At 44.5% G+C, this 17,412-nt stretch carries 12 protein-coding genes; 6 read left to right on the forward strand and 6 right to left on the reverse strand.

Features of this window, described 5'->3' with window-relative positions:
* Nucleotides 1-92 precede the first annotated feature (92 nt).
* The 4 genes from mobC to ACFFGT_RS04880 all read right to left on the reverse strand — a co-directional run bounded on the left by mobC (nucleotide 93) and on the right by ACFFGT_RS04880 (nucleotide 4,984).
* Nucleotides 93-2,072, reverse strand: coding sequence for a conjugal transfer protein MobC (gene mobC, locus ACFFGT_RS04865; RefSeq protein WP_377021382.1), 1,980 nt, complete (start codon nucleotides 2,070-2,072; stop codon nucleotides 93-95).
* Nucleotides 2,073-2,186: 114 nt separating this feature from the next.
* Nucleotides 2,187-3,482, reverse strand: coding sequence for a relaxase/mobilization nuclease domain-containing protein (locus tag ACFFGT_RS04870; RefSeq protein ID WP_377021383.1), 1,296 nt, complete (start codon nucleotides 3,480-3,482; stop codon nucleotides 2,187-2,189).
* Nucleotides 3,470-3,859, reverse strand: coding sequence for a plasmid mobilization protein (locus ACFFGT_RS04875; RefSeq protein WP_377021384.1), 390 nt, complete (start codon nucleotides 3,857-3,859; stop codon nucleotides 3,470-3,472). Before ACFFGT_RS04875 ends, ACFFGT_RS04870 begins: the two co-directional genes overlap by 13 nt.
* Nucleotides 3,860-4,048: 189 nt before the next feature.
* Nucleotides 4,049-4,984: a DUF8464 domain-containing protein gene (locus tag ACFFGT_RS04880; protein WP_377021385.1), complete on the reverse strand. Its 936-nt coding sequence runs from the start codon at nucleotides 4,982-4,984 to the stop codon at nucleotides 4,049-4,051.
* 135 nt (nucleotides 4,985-5,119) lie between these two features.
* Between ACFFGT_RS04880 and ACFFGT_RS04885 the strand changes: the two genes are divergently transcribed.
* Together ACFFGT_RS04885 and ACFFGT_RS04890 are read left to right on the forward strand one after the other, a co-directional pair.
* Complete coding sequence (locus tag ACFFGT_RS04885) at nucleotides 5,120-5,398, forward strand: hypothetical protein (protein ID WP_377021386.1); 279 nt, start codon at nucleotides 5,120-5,122, stop codon at nucleotides 5,396-5,398.
* Nucleotides 5,399-5,564: 166 nt separating this feature from the next.
* Entirely contained in the window at nucleotides 5,565-9,542 is a 3,978-nt protein-coding gene (locus tag ACFFGT_RS04890; protein WP_377021387.1) for a P-loop NTPase, read from the forward strand.
* A gap of 52 nt (nucleotides 9,543-9,594) precedes the next feature.
* On the opposite strand, the gene ACFFGT_RS04895 is transcribed toward ACFFGT_RS04890, so the two are convergent.
* Together ACFFGT_RS04895 and ACFFGT_RS04900 are read right to left on the reverse strand one after the other, a co-directional pair.
* The gene (locus tag ACFFGT_RS04895; RefSeq protein WP_377021388.1) at nucleotides 9,595-10,014 is read right to left on the reverse strand and encodes a hypothetical protein; all 420 of its coding nucleotides are present in this window, start codon (nucleotides 10,012-10,014) and stop codon (nucleotides 9,595-9,597) included.
* Between the two features lie 299 nt (nucleotides 10,015-10,313).
* Nucleotides 10,314-10,925 (reverse strand): UPF0758 domain-containing protein, encoded by a 612-nt coding sequence (locus ACFFGT_RS04900; RefSeq protein WP_377021389.1) that lies wholly within the window; start codon nucleotides 10,923-10,925, stop codon nucleotides 10,314-10,316.
* Nucleotides 10,926-11,033: 108 nt separating this feature from the next.
* On the opposite strand from ACFFGT_RS04900, the gene ACFFGT_RS04905 reads away from it, so the two are divergent.
* The 4 genes from ACFFGT_RS04905 to ACFFGT_RS04920 all read left to right on the forward strand — a co-directional run bounded on the left by ACFFGT_RS04905 (nucleotide 11,034) and on the right by ACFFGT_RS04920 (nucleotide 17,373).
* Nucleotides 11,034-11,489 carry a hypothetical protein gene (locus ACFFGT_RS04905; RefSeq protein WP_377021390.1) on the forward strand — a complete coding sequence of 152 codons (456 nt, stop codon included), beginning with the start codon at nucleotides 11,034-11,036 and terminating at the stop codon, nucleotides 11,487-11,489.
* A 428-nt stretch (nucleotides 11,490-11,917) separates the two neighbouring features.
* A complete protein-coding gene (locus ACFFGT_RS04910) occupies nucleotides 11,918-14,665 on the forward strand; it encodes an HD domain-containing protein (protein WP_377021391.1) in 2,748 nt (915 codons plus the stop codon).
* A gap of 157 nt (nucleotides 14,666-14,822) precedes the next feature.
* The gene (locus ACFFGT_RS04915; protein ID WP_377021392.1) at nucleotides 14,823-15,716 is read left to right on the forward strand and encodes a hypothetical protein; all 894 of its coding nucleotides are present in this window, start codon (nucleotides 14,823-14,825) and stop codon (nucleotides 15,714-15,716) included.
* Nucleotides 15,706-17,373: a hypothetical protein gene (locus ACFFGT_RS04920; RefSeq protein WP_377021393.1), complete on the forward strand. Its 1,668-nt coding sequence runs from the start codon at nucleotides 15,706-15,708 to the stop codon at nucleotides 17,371-17,373. The genes ACFFGT_RS04915 and ACFFGT_RS04920 overlap by 11 nt, the downstream gene beginning before the upstream one ends.
* Nucleotides 17,374-17,412 lie beyond the last annotated feature (39 nt).

Below are 17,412 nucleotides of genomic sequence, written 5' to 3' on the forward strand. Positions count from 1 at the left end.
AGATGTTATTTGCAAAAGGAATAAATGTCGTTAATAAATAGTATCATAATAAAATGTTTATTTTGCACATATTAACAATATCGATTTATAACCTAAGCTTTTCTAATCACCAAATGCACCCTCGACGGATCATTCAACAATTGCTCCATGACCTCATGGATAATTTCCTGTACATCCTGTTTGATCTGCAAATAATTCCGCTGTACAATCCCCGGGTTGATGGTCCGGATCTCCGGTAAGGGCAAATAGCCGTCCGCCTCCTTTTTCAAGGCCTCATGGTCGTTAATGATCTCGCAGTGGAAAGACTTCAGCTCGATCTTCTGATCCGGTGTATCTGCTACCAGTCCGACAAACTCGCCCGAACTCAGCGCCGAGATCCGCGAGGCCGGCACCGCGGCCTCCAGTTGCTTCGATTTGCTGATAGAAGTATCCGTCCGGTTGATGGATAAACTCTCCCGGTCCTGCATGATCCGGCCGATCTTTTCCGAGACCAGCTTGGCCGTATCACCGGCCACCTGGCCCACGACCATATTGCCCACGATATTCATGATCACGTCCGCCGCTTCCCGGCCATATTCCTTGCGCAACTGGCTCGCATCCTGGATCCCCAGGCAGGTAGAGATCAAATTGCTACGACCCGTTGCGATCGTGGGGATCATATCCGCTACCAGGGTAGGGTACTCGTCCATGATCAGGCTGCATTTCAACTTGTTTTTCTGGTTAATGATCTTCAGCAGGCGGTTGACAAACAGCGACAGCACCGCGCCGTAGATCTGGATTTTCTGCGGGTTATTGCCCATGCAGACGATCTTCGGCGCATCCGGGTTATTGATATCCAGCGTAAACTCATTGCCCGAAAGGATATAATACAACTGAGGGGAGGCGATCCGGGACATCGTGATCTTCGCGGAGGCGATCTGTCCTTCCAGTTGTTCTACCGCATCCCGCAGGTAAGCGCTCACAAAAGGATTGATCAGCACATCGATCTCCTGTTCCGTCCGCAGCACGGTAAACAGCTGGTCATAATCGGCCTGCATCAGCTCGATCACATGGGGGAGGGTACAGAACTCACCGCCCTTATAACGCTTCAGAAACCAGATGATCGCCGTCAGGAAATTGATCGGGCTTTCCACGAAGAAATCGCCTTGTTTCTTCACCCATTCCCGGTTCAGCCCCAGCAGGATCGTTCGTGCAGATTCCACCGCATCGGTAATATCGAGCATCACCGAAGGCTCCAAAGGATTACAGCGATTACTGCAGGCCAGGTTGTCGAAATCGATGGCGTAAAACTTCGGCTCGACCTTATAATTACCCTTGTACTTCAGCCAGGTATTATAAGCAATGACCGACAGGTCCGGCATCTTGAAATCGAAGACCAGCATGCTGAAGCCCTTGCGGATATGTTGAGTGATAAAATGCCGGATAAGAAAATAGCTTTTACCAGCTCCCGGACTTCCGATAACCGCCGTAGAGCGTTGCGGCGATATGATATTGAGCCAGCCATTCCGTAGCTTACCCTTCAGCCAGTACCGCGTCGGCAGGTTCACCGAAAACTCGTTCTCCAGCAGCCGCTCTTCCTGGGGAAAAGTCTCGTTATCCCGGTTGAAAATATCACCCGACAGCTTATCCCGGATGATGCGCGAAAGCATCGTGCCACCGCTCAAAAACAACAGGTAGCCCAACCCCGTGACACCCATATACAAACCCGCCAGTACCGTCATTTTTCCCCTCACCAGCAACACCAGAAAGCTGATGAAAAAGAAAAGTAAACCCGACAGCAGGTAGATGAACGCCGTCCTGAAATTCTGTTTTTCATCCTTCTTGCCTTTCACCCCGATCAGCGCGATCGCCAGGAAAGCCAAAGCGATCAGCTTCGCCTTATAAAAGTTACTAAACAAGCCCGTCCAGACAATATTCGCCAGCAACCTGTCCGACAACGGTGCAGTCAAATGCCATTCCGCGAAAGCCCCGTAACACACCTCATAAAAATGAAGCCCCAAAACCACTATACTGATCAGCCTGGTCATATCCAGGATCTTGCGCATGGCCTGATCATTTTCTCCCGTCTGCATCTTATCCCCCTCTTCAAAATCATCAAACTATCGTCTTCCCGGTACCGGGAAAACGATCCGGGCAACACGCATCCCATCGTTCTCCTGACGCCGGGTAAACGATCCTCACAACCATCAATCCTGCGACAAACGCCGCCGCTTTTTCTTCCGCTTCGACAGCTTCAGCTGCCAGTCCATCGCCTCCCGCTGATCCCCCGGATCCAGCAAAGCCTCCGCCAATCCAAAGCCGCTATTATTTTCCCTCTCACCGGTAAAATATTCCGGCTTGTTTACGCCACCCCGGCCATGCCCCGACGCTTTGCCCGGCCTGACCTTTTTAGCCTCGCCGGCCCTGTTTCTTTCCCCGCGGCCCTCCGTGTTGGCACAACGTTCCAGCATCGCCTTGGCGCTGTATTCCTTACCCAGTTCACTGCCGTTGAAAACCGTCTTTTTAACATGGTCTACATAGGTCACCCCATAGATAAGCCCCTCCGCATTCTGGCGGATCACCATATCGATTCCCGAACTTTTCAACCTTGCCGCCAGCTCCTGCAAATCCATACGCCCGCGCAGCAACTCCAGGTCGATAGTTTGCCTGATCCGGCCCCGATGTTCCGGCAGCTTCTGCGCTTCTTTTTCAATAAACTTTTGCTGCAATTTTTTAAGGGTCGGCTTGTCAAAAAAGTCGCTCGCACGGATCGGCACACCCACTTTGTTACCCTGCTCATCCAGCACCCGGTAAACCAACCCCTCATGCTCTCTGATCCGGGAACCCTCGCTGCCCGGATCCGCCGTAATGTTATACAAACCCAGTACCGCATTCAGCTGCGGCAAAGAGTTGAACTTGTAATTTTTGATCACCGAACTAAGCACTCCCGCAATCGCCCGTTTCGTCTCCATCCGGCCGTACAAAGCCCGCTGCACATTCACCGGCTTCAGGTTATAAACTTCCCGTTCCTGCACCTTGTCCGCCTGCATTAATCCATAACCAATTTCGATCTCCCGCCGTGCGGCCTGCGCCTGGTTCCGGCCCATATTATTCAGGTTGATCGCCTTGCCATCTGGCTTAATGTTTGTTGTCACCAAATGGATATGCGGGTGCCCCGCGTCGAAATGCTGGTACAATAAATAAGGCTGGCCGGCAAAGCCAACCTTATCCAAAAACACCTCCGCGATCTCTTTCAACAAGGCTTCCGAAAGCTTTTCATCAGGATGAAAATTCAGCGAAAAATGCACGCTGTTCACCTTCGTCCGCTGGTTCAGCGCCGCGAGGTTTTCCAGCCGCGCCAGCTTCTGGTAAAAGTTCATATCCGCCGCATCCATCGGGTAATTACCCGCCTCCAGACACTTCGCATCACCGCTCTTAACCTTCTGCTCGTTATAGTTCAGACAGTTGCGTAAACTGCCCGAAGCATGCATCACTGCAACCATTCCGCACTGATCGAATTGATCTTTAATTTGATCGTCTCCGCCGCCTCGAAATAACGTTCTTTATCCCGCTCGAAACCCTGCAGCCAGCGCTGCATTTGCGGCAGATGATCCAGCGTATGCAGCCGGTGAACCGCCTGGTTGAAGTTCACCCCGATAGCGTTCAGCTCCTTCCGCAGCAGGATCATTTCCTCCATGAATTCATCCAGAGACTGGCTGCGCGTATATATTGTAATCGCCTTGCCGAACAGCACCCGCCGCACAAACTCACTCAGCTTAGCCACCATACTTTTCTTCCAGCGCCCCTCCAGAAGCCTATATTCATCGCCCGTCAGGCGCAGCCCGATGATCCTTACCCGGCCCGTTTTCTTTTCTTCCATCACTTACCCTTTCTACTTCAAAAACAACCCAATTCTTACCTAAACCCCGTCTTTTCCTCCCGTCCCCGAGTTTCGAGGGGGCGGCCAGATGCCAGTTGTTGTTAAACAACTGTACATCTGGCCGATTGCGCTAAAGGCAATCTAAGCCCGTCTCCGGTGAGGAAAAAATAAACACAGCCCAAAGCTCCCTCAACCCGCCGGCCGCAGCCCCGTACTCGGCCTCAACCGTTCTTTCGGTGCATCACCCTTGTGGATCAGCCAGTCGTTCAGATCCTTGTGTTCACGGTACAGAGCGCTTTCATCCACATAGCGGGAACCCAGGGACAGCGCATACTGCGTATACGCCCTGCCGGTCACATCCCGGTCCAGCCAAAGCCCGGCCCGCTCATGCTGCTCCAGGAAAGGCAAAGCCCGGTCGAACAGGCCCGCGCCATTCAGCACCACGAAATCAGTCGTTCCCCTAAGCGCATCAGGATGCAAAACCAGGTAGGAAAGAAAGTCAAAAAAGCCCTCGAAAACCTGCACCGAATCCGCACCAAAACTGATCGTCGTGATCTCCTTCGGCGCGCTGCTCATCTTGTAATTTTTATTGCGGATCTCGTAGCCGCCCGCATCATTTTTAAAGCCGATGCCATAGTACGTCCGGCCATTGATTTCGTAACTCAGTTCCTGGCAATACAGATCCGCCACCGATACCGGGACCGACCTTTCATGCAGGTAGTTCTTGAGCGGATAGGCATAAAGCGGCCGCACCGATTTGACCAGCAATTTGCTTTCGTTAGCTAACCGCCCTTCATACAGTGCAGGATCAAACGACCTCAGCTGATGAGGGGAAAAATCAACATTGAAACGTTCCAGCAATCCGGGAATCGAACACTGGTAATAGCGCAGACAGAAGTCCACCATATTGCCGCCCGCGGCCAGTCCGAAATCATACCACTCGTTATTCACCTGGTTCACGTGAAAACTCGCCGTGCTCTCATTTCGCAGCGGCGACAGGTACCAGAAGTCCGTCCCGTTCCGCCGGATCTTTTCCGGCTGGTAGCCCAACTCGTCCAGGTAACCTACCATATCGGTTTCCCTGATCCCGGCCAATGAAAACCGGCCCTCATCCATCTCCTTCATCGCATGCCCTCCAGTTTCGATGACGAAAGTAGACAGCCCGAACCGCTTGTGCCAATCCCGGCTAAATTTTGAACAGGAACGTTTCAACCCGGCCAATTACCTTTGCTCCATGGTTTAACTTTAAAATTTTACAAAATGGGAAAAGATGTGTTGGGAACGGTCTACGAAACCTTGTTATGTAGTCCGGGGATGAATGAAGCCGTAAAAATCGATTTGAAGATCAGCCGGAAAACGGTGTTACTATTAAACAGCGTGATCGAAGGCAGCCTCGCTAAAGAAGGAACCACGACGCAGGATTTATTAAAGCTTGTTCCCCAGGAGGAAATTGAAGAGTTAAAGAATTTCTCCGATGAGTGCCTGAGAAAGGCGGGGCTGAAAGATCTAAGCGAGAAAATGAAAACGCTTAATTTTTAAATTCTACAAGGCGGCGGCTTATCACCAGTCGCCTTGTAAATCTAATCCTGCGATTAAAAATTTTAAACGCTGGATTAGTACCTCTCGGGTGACAGAATGATGTTGATCCGTAAGCAGATTTTCCAGGCCAGCTGGTTATATTTGCCCGGCACCTTCTCACAATTCTATGACTAAAAAGAAAAAAACTATCAATAATCCAATATCCGCACCTGTAACCAGCCAAACCCCGGTTGAAATACTATTTGAAATCGCGGAAAAAAGAACCGGGGGTGCAATCAATATCAATGGCGTCACCTTCCAGGTATTATATGCTGTCAATATCCTGCTTCGTGAATTTGCTAAAGAGGAAAACCCGGCTGTGATCCGGCTTGAAGGATTAGAAGACCTGGACCTGGATAAGGGCAGGTTAACACTTGGTGAGCAGGAATTAATCCAGCTTAAAACATCGGTCAACAGCATTGACGCGAGCGATTTTTGGGAGATGGGCGTATTGAAGAATTTTATGGAGGTTCACGCCCAGGATCAGCGTTATAAATACCGTTTTGTTTATAATATGCCCGTCGCCGCAGGGCATTTGTCTAACCTGATTAATAAAAAGATAAATGCAGAAAGTACGGCACACTGGGGGGCCAAGCTTAAAGGTTTAAAACAATCACCGCCCACTTTAGATGTCCCCGCGTTCCTGGAGAAAATTACGTTTGAAAAAACGAGTGCCGACCAACTTTTTAAAAAAGCTAAGGAACGCCTGCTATCAGATTATAATGTTAATCCGGGAACAGAACTGCAATACCTGAAAAGTATATTCTATCATGCCCTGGAATGGTCAAAAGACAGGACATCGGTGAACTATTCCATGTTTAATCAGATCATCCAGGATGTTACAGATGCTTTTTACAAAGGGCCGGTCAACACCGCTATTGCAAACGGATGGATCGAAAAGATAAACTTTGAAACCGCCATCAATTTCAAACAGACAGATTATTTTGAGGGAAAATCAGCACGTCCCGAACATATCGTACAACAGGCACCTGTGCCCAGACCTGAATGGGAAAAACAAATAGCCGATTCGTTATCAAAAACCAATGTCGTCGTTATAAAATCATCAAGCGGCCAGGGTAAATCTACGTTGGCCTGGCGAACTGCGTGGAAAATGCACCGGGAGGAACGCACGGTATATCAACTGCATGTTTGTGAACAGGCGGAGTACGCCGGCGCATTTATAGATTTTATCAAGTCGAGGGTATCAATCGGGCAATCCCCTTTAATTATTATCGACGGCCTGAACAAGAAGCTGCAAAGTTGGTCGGCGGTCGTTAATGGCACAGCCGATCTGCCTGTTAAATATCTACTGACAGCAAGAGAGGAAGACTGGTTTAATTATAGTTCGGATTTATCTCGAATCGACCTGCAAATTGTCGATATTAAACTGGACGCCGTTGAAGCAAAAAACATCTATCAACAATTTAAACAATATAGAAAACTGCACCCCGAAATAAAGAACTGGCAGACGCCGTGGGAACAAATTGCTGAGAAAGGGCTATTGATAGAATACACCTATCTGCTCACTAAAGGACAGATGATCGCGGAGCGTTTAAGTGAGCAGGTCAAAAAACTTAATGCCGGTGAGCGAAACAGTGCAGCCAAGATCGAGATACTCCGGCTGGTGTCACTTGCCGATATTTTAGCATTGCGTTTAAAAACAATGACGCTGATCAATCATGTTAGGGATCGGGTTGGTATTACAGGAGACCGGGGAGAATTATTTAAAGAACTGGAGAACGAGTACTTTATCAAATTAGATGGGTTCTACGTCGAAGGATTACACCCGGTACGCTCCGGTCATTTGTCTGCCATGTTGCACGAATTCATACCCGTTAGCGAAACCATCCTGGACTTGTATGATATGCTCGAACCGGCTTATTATTTTGTTTTGGCAAGCAATATGATGGAACTTGTTCAATACGCGGAAAAACAACCGTTTTTCCACAGGGTCGCCCAATTCATATCGAAGAAAACGATGGTAGATATGGTGGCGCTCATCGAAGGTATCATGATGAACGAACCACAGCGCTACTGGCAGTCCAATAAACACATTTTCGACGATGTATTTGAAGGCGGTGGGCTGGAAATATTTATAACCGAGACCCTGCCCTTTACCAAACTGAATATGCTCAATATGCTGCAGCAGAATTTTGGTGATGAGTTCCGGAATCCTGCAAGGTTAATAGAAAGATCTGCTGAATTAAAAAAGTTTGATTTCCAGAGCAGCGATGCGGCCATGTTCATCAGGATACTGGCAGCGATCATCGAGCCGGGTATCTTGCCCGACTTTCACGGGTTGACGAGTTTACTAAAGTGGTTTAACAAGGTGAAAGTGACCAATAAACTGATTTTAGATATTCAGGAGCATGATTTGATAAGGTCGCTTCAGGAGGATCAGAATGAGGTATCGGCAGAGCTGTTTTACTATTTCCGGCAGCAACATCCAAACCGTTTCCAGTCCTTTTTCTCCAACCACAAAGAAGAGGTTTTTTCGTCCCTGAAACGGCAAACGGACAGTGTGGATATATTCGAACAGGGCAACGATCTGGTCATCCACTATATCATTGATGAAAAGTCTGCTGATAGCAACAGCCAAAGTGTGCAGCGCATAGACCAGTGTTACGCTATTTTGCCCGACTATCAGGTTTATCGTACTGGAGTAAGCTATTTACCATTCCCAAATGATGCCCTGTATTATGTCTTGCGCATGGATGGCGAAAAGAATATCCCCAAAGCAAATCTTTTTGACCCATTTGAAGCACAAATTAATCGTTCGTGGTCGGACAATATTCTGAAGAACTACGACGCACCGTCGGTATATGAGTGGCAACGTGAGCTGGTAAACGTGTTCAAAATCGCATTGGAGTTTGTAAAACGGACGACACAATTTTTTGAATTTGTGATCGAAAAAAACCAAACCCGGGTACAAAAAACGGCGACCTCGTTGATCCTTTTAGGCGATGAGGTCGCAAAGGCTTTGCGGACAAGAAAACGCTATCCGAATCAGGCTCATCGTGAAAAGGAGCTGTCGTTCAGTAAGCAGATGCGTGAAATCGATGAATGGGGGCAGAGCCTGAAAAATTTCATGAACCAGATGGCAAGTATCGCCACAAGAGACACAGAAGGCAGTCATATGGCGATGATCAATATGAAAAAGACGGTTTTTCAGCATAGCATCGCATTTGACCGCTTCCACAAAATAGAGCAGGAAAGCAGCGTTTATTTCGATATTGCTAAGTTAGAAACAGATTCAGCGGTTTGGTATGACCGCATGAGGGCAACCATAGAATATTTTAACCGCTTTCCGGAAGCACATCCATCGCCGGCAAAAAGCGCAGTGGCTGATTCCTGGAATCAGTTCCTGTTTGAACGGCGGTTGCTATTGAGATATGCACTTGATACCATCGGTAATTCGTCAGGTTATTCATTCATTGCCCCTGCCGATTTAGCAGAAGATGAATATGGCACAACCGCCTTGATAGGCATTCAGAATCTCACCAGCGATCCGGTTGAGCTGGAAAATGAAATGTTCCCGATATTAATGCAACTAATAACGCTCACGTTACTGGATATTTTAACTTACGATATCGTATTTATTTCCGGCGGTCTGGCTATCGGTGGGATACGCGTACAAAAGTCCTTTTTGGAGAAACTGCATATGGCGATTCAAACTGGTGAGTTTGAACAATCACAAATAGGTAATCCTATACCTATCACCCTCGATGGTTTGCAACTCACTTTATTAGGGGATATCAAGCGGCCCGTTATAACCACCATGGATGACAAGCCATTCGGCGACATCGTTTACGCGCTCTGGCGGTTCCAGCAATACCGGCAGGCACTTGATCCAGAAACAGTCATTGAAGGAAACTGGCTGGGATCTTTGGAAGATAAATACAAGAATATAGTTGCTGAACGTATGAGCTTGGTGAAAAATAATCAGGATGCGGACTATGAATTGTTAAAAACACTTTATGAAACCGTGATCGTAAAAAAAGAGGATATCGATACAAATGAGTATGTATCCATATTAATGAAGAAAGCTTTGGAAATCAACCAGCACATGCTCGCTGAATTAAATACAGGTTGTTTAATAAAATAGCCTGATCATATAAAAAGGCCCAACGGGCCTAAATAATAAAAAAACAGCCAGTTTAAAAGAGCAACAGCTGTACCCTGCCTATCTCGTATTTCGCAATCGCCTCCAGCGTTTTACGGATCACATCCTGGTGATAATTGGTCGTATCGGAATTGCCAACCTTCGCCATCATGCGTTGCTTCAGATCGTTCAATACCTCACTGATTGCCCCGTCCCGGTTACCGAACTGACGACCGAAAACCGAAAGCCAGGAAGATTCACCCGCAACGCCGTAACTGCAGCGGATCCCGGTCGTCCAGACGCCGTTCGGGCCATGCGCCACTCCAATCGTGCTGTAACGCCCGTAGCGGGAAGTATCACCTAAGTTGATCTCTTCGATATCGAGAAGCTCCGGACGCTTCAGCCAACCATTGTGATCCAATTCGATAGCGGTAAACCCGAATTCCAAACCCTTGTTATAAGCATGAACGTTCATGACGATGTGGCGGATACTTTCCCCGAACTGGCTGAACTAGGCCAAACGTTCTTGGTTAGCTGTTTCCGCAGCCGTAATAAGCACATCAGTGATCGCGGCCTCATGCGCGCATAACCTGCACTGGCGGTATTCGTTCAGTGCTGAGAGGGAATCCGGTGATAATGCAAACTGTTCCATAACCTAAAATTTAGTTTTTCGGGCTCCCCAGCGCGCCGCAGGACGGTCAAGGGCCGAGGCGCAGCCGAGGTTTATATACCCTTGACCGTCCTGGGGAAGGCGCGCTATCTTTGCGCGAAATACTAAATTTTAGGGGAGGGGTTGCAGTTAAAAGCCCGTTCAGCCGGGATGAAAACCCGCCGGCCCAATTCCAGCGCCGCCATCAAAGTCGCCGCTTTCGCCACCCCGATACCCGGGAACTTGCAGAAATCTTTCGCCGTCCTGTTCAGCAGCTGCTCCGGCCGGTTCCTGACCGACCGCATGATCTTTTCACAAAGGTCGAGCACCGACAGCTCCGACGAACCCGTACACAACAGGATCGCCAGTAATTCCGCATTGCTCAGCGCCCCTGCGCCCAAAGCATGCAACTTTTCCCGCGGCCGCTCATATTCCGCAATCGCTTTCATACCTTTCGGGTCTTTCACCAGTTCCATTTTTACATCAGGCGGCGAAAGCTCGCCATAGGCCAGCTGCCCCAAAACCATCGACAGCGCCTCCACGAACATCCCCAGTTCTTCCTCCCAAAGCTGGATCGTGCGACGATAATACTGACTTTCGCCGAATTGCTCACTGGAGGTGATCAGCAGGAAATGCGTGTTATTCACCGCTTTCTTGATATCAAAGAAATAATGCTTTTTCCCGTGACTGAACGTTTCGCTCGCCAGGTTCGGGTAATTGGTTTCGACTGCTTCCATAGATTTTGCGGGTTAATTCCCTTCAAAATTGGCAATGATCAGAACCATTTCTTTCAAAAAATTGTTATTTAATCGATTATAAACGTTTAGACAAAGCCAATACCTTTAATGATAACTGATGAAGTCCACGATGGTAGCGTCAAAACCTGCCTCGAATGCGGCAAACCGCTTGGTACCGGCCGCAGCGACCGTAAATTTTGCAATGACATTTGCCGCACCGCTTTTAACAACCGAAGACGGCTGGAAACGATGCCCGTATCCTTGTCAAGCGGTGAATCTGATTCCTTTGAGCTGCGCGAAGCGCAAGATATGCGTCAGATCATCAAGATCCAGGAGATCCTGCTGGAAAACCGTTTCAAACTGTTTAAAATGATCGGCCCCGGTGATTTCATGATCCTCCTGACCGATTTTTACGGTTATAATATCAACTTGAAATATTTCACTAATGAATACAAAGACACTGACCGGGACCTCGTTTTCCGCATGTGTTTTGATTATGGTTATCACATCGATGGAAATATGGTATACCTGATCTACAACGGTATGGAGATCTATCACAATTGAACAATCGCCGACTTAAAACAGATGAATCGGCGATTGGGCGTCGTTCCGACCAACACGTCTTCCAATCAGTCACTTCCGCGGGTATTTTATCAAATACCAGATACAATGGATGCGAATGAAACGGTTGGATATTCCTGTAAAATGATCGGGATTGCACTCAAACATGTAATCAGGATGTTAAACACATCTCCTTTTTAGTAACACAGCTCCAGAATTCCCATTATTTTACGACTCATTAGCATGGCCTATGACAAGCTTTGAAACTACCTGAGTAGTCAAAAATATTAGTATTTTAGTTAAAATCTTTGAACTTACATTTTCCGCTGACTAAGACTACTTATATATTTGATAAATCCTTATCAAAATATAGTTTTCCAAGCAGTGTATAAAGGCCTTATTTAAAAATGATAATTATACCTAAACCTTTTATGAAAATTATTGACAACGGACCTCCGCTACTTAAGGGTATCGTATATGATGCTGTTAGTGTTTTTTCAGAAATTCTTACCGCAAATAATCTTTATTTTTTTGAAGAGTATACCGACCACGGTATAAATCATATTAATTTAGTCTTGAAAGCTTCGGCAGAGCTTATAACCGAAGACACATTTGAGTTCCTTTCATCGGAGGATATTACAGTTTTAATTATTGCTGTTTTGCTTCACGACCTGGGCATGCATTTACAACCTTTAACGTTGTTGAAAATGATCGAAGGAGGTTATGATGACATTCGGTTGGAGCATTTAGATAATCAAACATGGTCTACATTGTGGAATCAGTTTTTGCAAAATGCAAAAAAGATGAATGCAAGCGAACGCCTTAAGCTATTTGGCAAGGAAACAGTTGTTATTCAAAATCCCACGATTGAAGCCCCAGACCAAATGAGCGGCACAGACAGAAAGCTGATAGGGGAGTTCATTCGACTGAATCATCCCCGAATAGCACACGAGCTCGCATTAAAGGGTTTTTATACAAATAATAAGCAATTTCAGCAAATAATATCAGATAAAACTCCAAGCCACCTTGTGGATTTGACTGGCCTGCTTGCAAGGAGTCATGGCATGAATATTAGGGATACTTTCCAACATTTGGAATTATTTTGCGGCAAGACCTATAAAAGACCATTTGGATTACATTTAATTTTTTTAATGATAGTCTTACGGTTAAGTGACTACTTTCAGATTGATGCAAAAAGGGTTTCTTACATTTACTTTATCAGCAAGTATTTTAGCACTCCCTTTTCACTTGAGGAACACAATAAGCATCTACAGATAATTCATCTTCAGCAACTTGATGACGATCCCGAAACGTATTACGCGAATGCCACTCCAACTAATAGCAAATACTTTTTATCGTTAAAGAAACTATTTGAAGCAATTCAAAATGAAATTGACCTGTGCTGGGCGATCCACGGGGAAATTTATGGCTTGGTACGATCAGAGGTACCACGGATAAAAATAAGAAGGTTTCAGTCAAATATACTCTCAAAGGAATATGCTAAAAGGGCTGCCTTTGTTCCGGAGGAAATGAGTTTCTCTTTAGACAGATACGTCGCTGCATTGTTGGCCGGCCCGCTCTATGGCCACAATTTATCGTGTGCTGTAAGAGAATTGCTGCAAAATTCAGTTGACGCATGTCTGGAACGAGAACTTTATGAAACGAAGCGTCATAACCCCTATGAGTCTGTCATAAAATCCGAGATTTTTATCCAAAAAGAAAAATATTTCTTAAGGATAACAGATAATGGAAAGGGAATGAGTTTATTCGAAATAAAAAAATATTTTTTAAGAGTTGGGGCGTCATTCAGAAACAGCACCGAATGGCGGATAGAATTTTTAGATGATAATGGTCATTATGTCTTACCTCGAATTGGAAAATTTGGGATAGGAATACTTTCTGCGTTTTTATTGGGTGAAGAAATCACAGTACAGACTCAAAGCATGTTTGAGAATTCTGGTTATCAATTCAGCACAAGAAACACTGACGAACAAATAGAAGTATTACCTTTCAGGCAGTCCGAACCAGGAACGACAATAATTATTCCTATTACTAATCAAAAATACAAACGATTAATAAAAGTTGAGTCGAACGAAATTCCCATAGATGAGTGGTATTATCTTGAGGCACCTAAAATAGTATTTAAATTCCCTGAGCATAAGACAAGCAGAGTGTCCATTAAACATATTCCTTCTATGTATGATGCAAAGTCATCTAAATGGTCGAAAATATCTATAAATGATTATCCTGCGATATTTTGGTCTTTTAACTTTTTAAATGGACAGCATAAAGCTTTTTTTTGCAACGGAATATTTGTTCCGAATTCATCAATCGCCTACAATATTGATGAATTTTTTACTAGAAAAATATGCATTTCAGTATTTGATACCGAAGGAAATCTCCCGCTTTCAATAGACAGAAATTCGCTAACGAGAGATCCTGGCTTTGAAGAAATCATAAAAGAGGACTTGTTTCTTGATGTATTGGCGGAGTTGCTTTCATTAGACGTCGTTGCCGAATTCGTTGACGGTGAATGTAACATTACAGCAAGTGAGTTTATACATCCTGCATTTGAAGGAATAGGGGGGCATAGAGATTACTCAAATGGATGGGATGATATTACACAAGTTGTTTATCATGAAAGTGGATTTACTTTAAATCATAGCTGTTTTTTGAAGAATATCGGTGTAAGAAATTATTTGTATATTATCAAATCATTGAATAAAACTGAAGATCTCAATTTAACTATAAAGTCACTGCCTAAAGATGTGCTAATTTGCATTTCAAAGGGTGGTGAAAATAAGGTAAAAAAACGCCTGCTATCTATTGAAGATCAGTCTGATGTTTCATTTTTTTTAAAAAAAGAAGATCAGATGCTTTCGAACGTTTGGCGAGGTCGCGGACACAGTGAGTATTTACAAAATTTCGCAATAGTCAATAACGGTCGAAGGAGAAAAATGCAACAAAGCTTTTTTGCGACTAATAAAGACGATATTGATTTTGCTGTATTATCTGATGTTAAGATTCACGATTTCCCTAACATCGTTTTTTATGAACGCTTGATAAAAAAATATCTTGGCGATGATATTTTTATTCCTTATTCAAAATATGAAAGGGCAAAAAAGTTTCCTTATGCATTTGATCAACTGAATCACCGGATTAATGACAAGAAGAAATAACGAAGACCGATTTTGTGTTATAGCATGGTATGAGTTGTCAATGTTGATTCGCCTATAAAGGTTTCTGATGCATATTCCCATACTTTTCGAAACCCTAATCATACACTATATGTATGGGTGTTATTGTTTATTGGTTATTTAAAATTTAGTCATAGCCATGAGTTACTACGATCTGCCATGTGATCAATGTGGTCACCCGAACGATATTAATTGGGATATTTGTCACAATAAAGATTGTGCGGAAACAATTACCGCCCCATTTATAATCCGTCTTGCCTCTATAGCCGCCGAACAAACGGCGTTGAACGACAATTATCGGTTGGCAAAAACGCAGTTGGGTAGCAAGGGGAAAGGTAACGCTTTGATGATATTCGAAGATATGATAGACCGTCAGGCGAGTGTTACCATGACCGCACCGGTAGATTTTGTGTTCGATTGGTTCCTGCGGAAAAAAGATGCATTTCTTCCATACCGAAAGCAGGTAGAGCTGAAAATCCGGGAACATGCTACCTATGTGAATGCAAAAAAAAGATCTTATGTGGATTCCGCGATCTTTGCTGACCGCGAGATGATCTTTGGCGCAATGACGCTTGACGAAACGGGATTAACTTCTTATGGCCCTGTTATAATGATACTTAATACAAAATTTGTTAGAAGAAATACCGGCCTGTTGATTGAAAATTCATTTAATTTTCATGACCGTATAGTGGAGGAGCATAAGTGGACCGTTAATGACCCGCTTCCCGCAGGAAATTTATGTGTTTGGAATGAAAGACAGAAATTGGCAGTCATTAAATGCAAAGAACAGATCGTTAGTAACGATGATTCTTCAAGATTTTCGGAATACATTTTGAAGAGCACCGGGGATCGCAAGACAGACGAGTTCATGGAAGCATACATAGATGCGGAATTTTATCCTGCCATGGTTGAAAAGCTTAAATTTCCAGCAGATTTAATCACTGATTTTGAAACTAATCCCGATCTTTTGGAATATAAATTGCAGTTTGAAGAGCTTGGGCGTAAAGTAATAGTGGAGAGCTATGCCAAATAGACAAATTTATATACTTCATGATTTAAACGCCGCTCTGATCCTGGATCAACAGCGATGGTTCTATTTTGACGGACTTAGTGGGGATTTGAATGAGATCGATCATGTTATTTACAGTCAGCTTCAATCGATTAAACCGGATGCAGAGCGGATTGACCTTTTCAAGGAGGAAAACCGCCGATTTCGATCTGAGCGTTCGACCTTAGATAATTTCGTGCATTTTTCGAAAGGTATGCCGCTTTTAACAGAAATAATCGCGCAACATCTAAAAGAGAATAGGAACAATAATCTTTCCCGAGCTCTTCAACTAATGGATGATGATCTTTCTACGACTTACAGAAAGGCGCTGGCTGAACTAATTTACAACGATATAAGAGCCAGGCCGAATTTGTTGCCGGTTCTTTACCGAAATTTGTATAGCACAGTTCTGCCCCGTTCTCTTAGACCGACGGTTGCGATAGCGGTTATAAGTCCATCATTTATCTTTTTAAAAGAGCTTTACCAGCATATCGACGAGCAGAGCCATGCCCTGGCGATGGCTGAAAGTATCCTAAAAAAAGGGCTGCCCATTAGCATGGATGACTGGCCTGTCATAGATGCTTACCTGAAACAAAACGGGTTCTATTATAATTTAGGTGCTGCAATACGTTACAGATCGAAATATTTAATCAGATATTCCTTTGAAAAATTGGGTAGTTGGATCAACGATGTCAGATTTTTTTCATTTTCGGATTTTCATGAAGATATTCCCAATCTTATGATCAACCGGCTCGAAGATCTTTACGATTTGAGACTTGAAAACGACCGGAATCCAACTCTTTTTTCATTTCCCAGTATCTCACACCATGTGTTGCGTACAGAGCATGACACTTTTGAAAATACCTTTGATGCTATTAAGTCAATAGGTAATGGTATTACGGATTACGGTGCGTATTTTAAATTGCTTTTAGAAAATTTTGGACCTTATTCATCCATTCTGCCTGAACAGATGAATCATTTTTTGTTAAAAGATTTAGATGGTAGTAGAGGATCTTCACTGAGGAACGTGGCGAAAATAAAAAGGAGATCGAAAAATCAAGCCAGGCCTGAAATCCAAATGAAATTCACTATTTTCAACAGGCTTAAAATACCCGATAACCTATTCATTTTAGCGGAAAATTACGAGGATATTCCAAAATCGCAAAAGGAACTTTCAAAACTTTGGCTGATTGCCATACTTAACTATTTTCTTTGTGGAGATAAAAAGGAAATCGAAGAGAGCCTGACCCTATTGATAAGAAAAATGGGATATTTAGTGAGGTCCCGAAAGAACGCTGCCCTTAGGCCACATCTGTTTCTGGCAAAATTCAAACTGGCTTGGTTTAAAATAGGATATAGAAGATTCAGTCCAGATCCGACTCAGAGTTGTTTGCAGGAGTTAGCTAAATTTGATAAGCTGAATAAAATACATAATTGGTATTATTTAGATTCTGCCGGGATCTTCCAGTTTTTGGTTAAAGTATTCAATCCCAAAGATCCCAAGAATTTTTTAAAGAATTTGCCGTTTCTGACTACCCGAAATCCAGGCCACATAGGTCTTTTTCGCAAAACACCACCACCTGCAAAAACTGAAAATACAGATGACGACGATTCTCAGGATGATTGGAAATCATTGCTTTAGTTGAATGTTACTGATGGAATATTTTAAATTATCGCTCGC

The organism is Mucilaginibacter angelicae (assembly GCF_042434235.1).
Lineage (GTDB): Bacteria > Bacteroidota > Bacteroidia > Sphingobacteriales > Sphingobacteriaceae > Mucilaginibacter > Mucilaginibacter angelicae.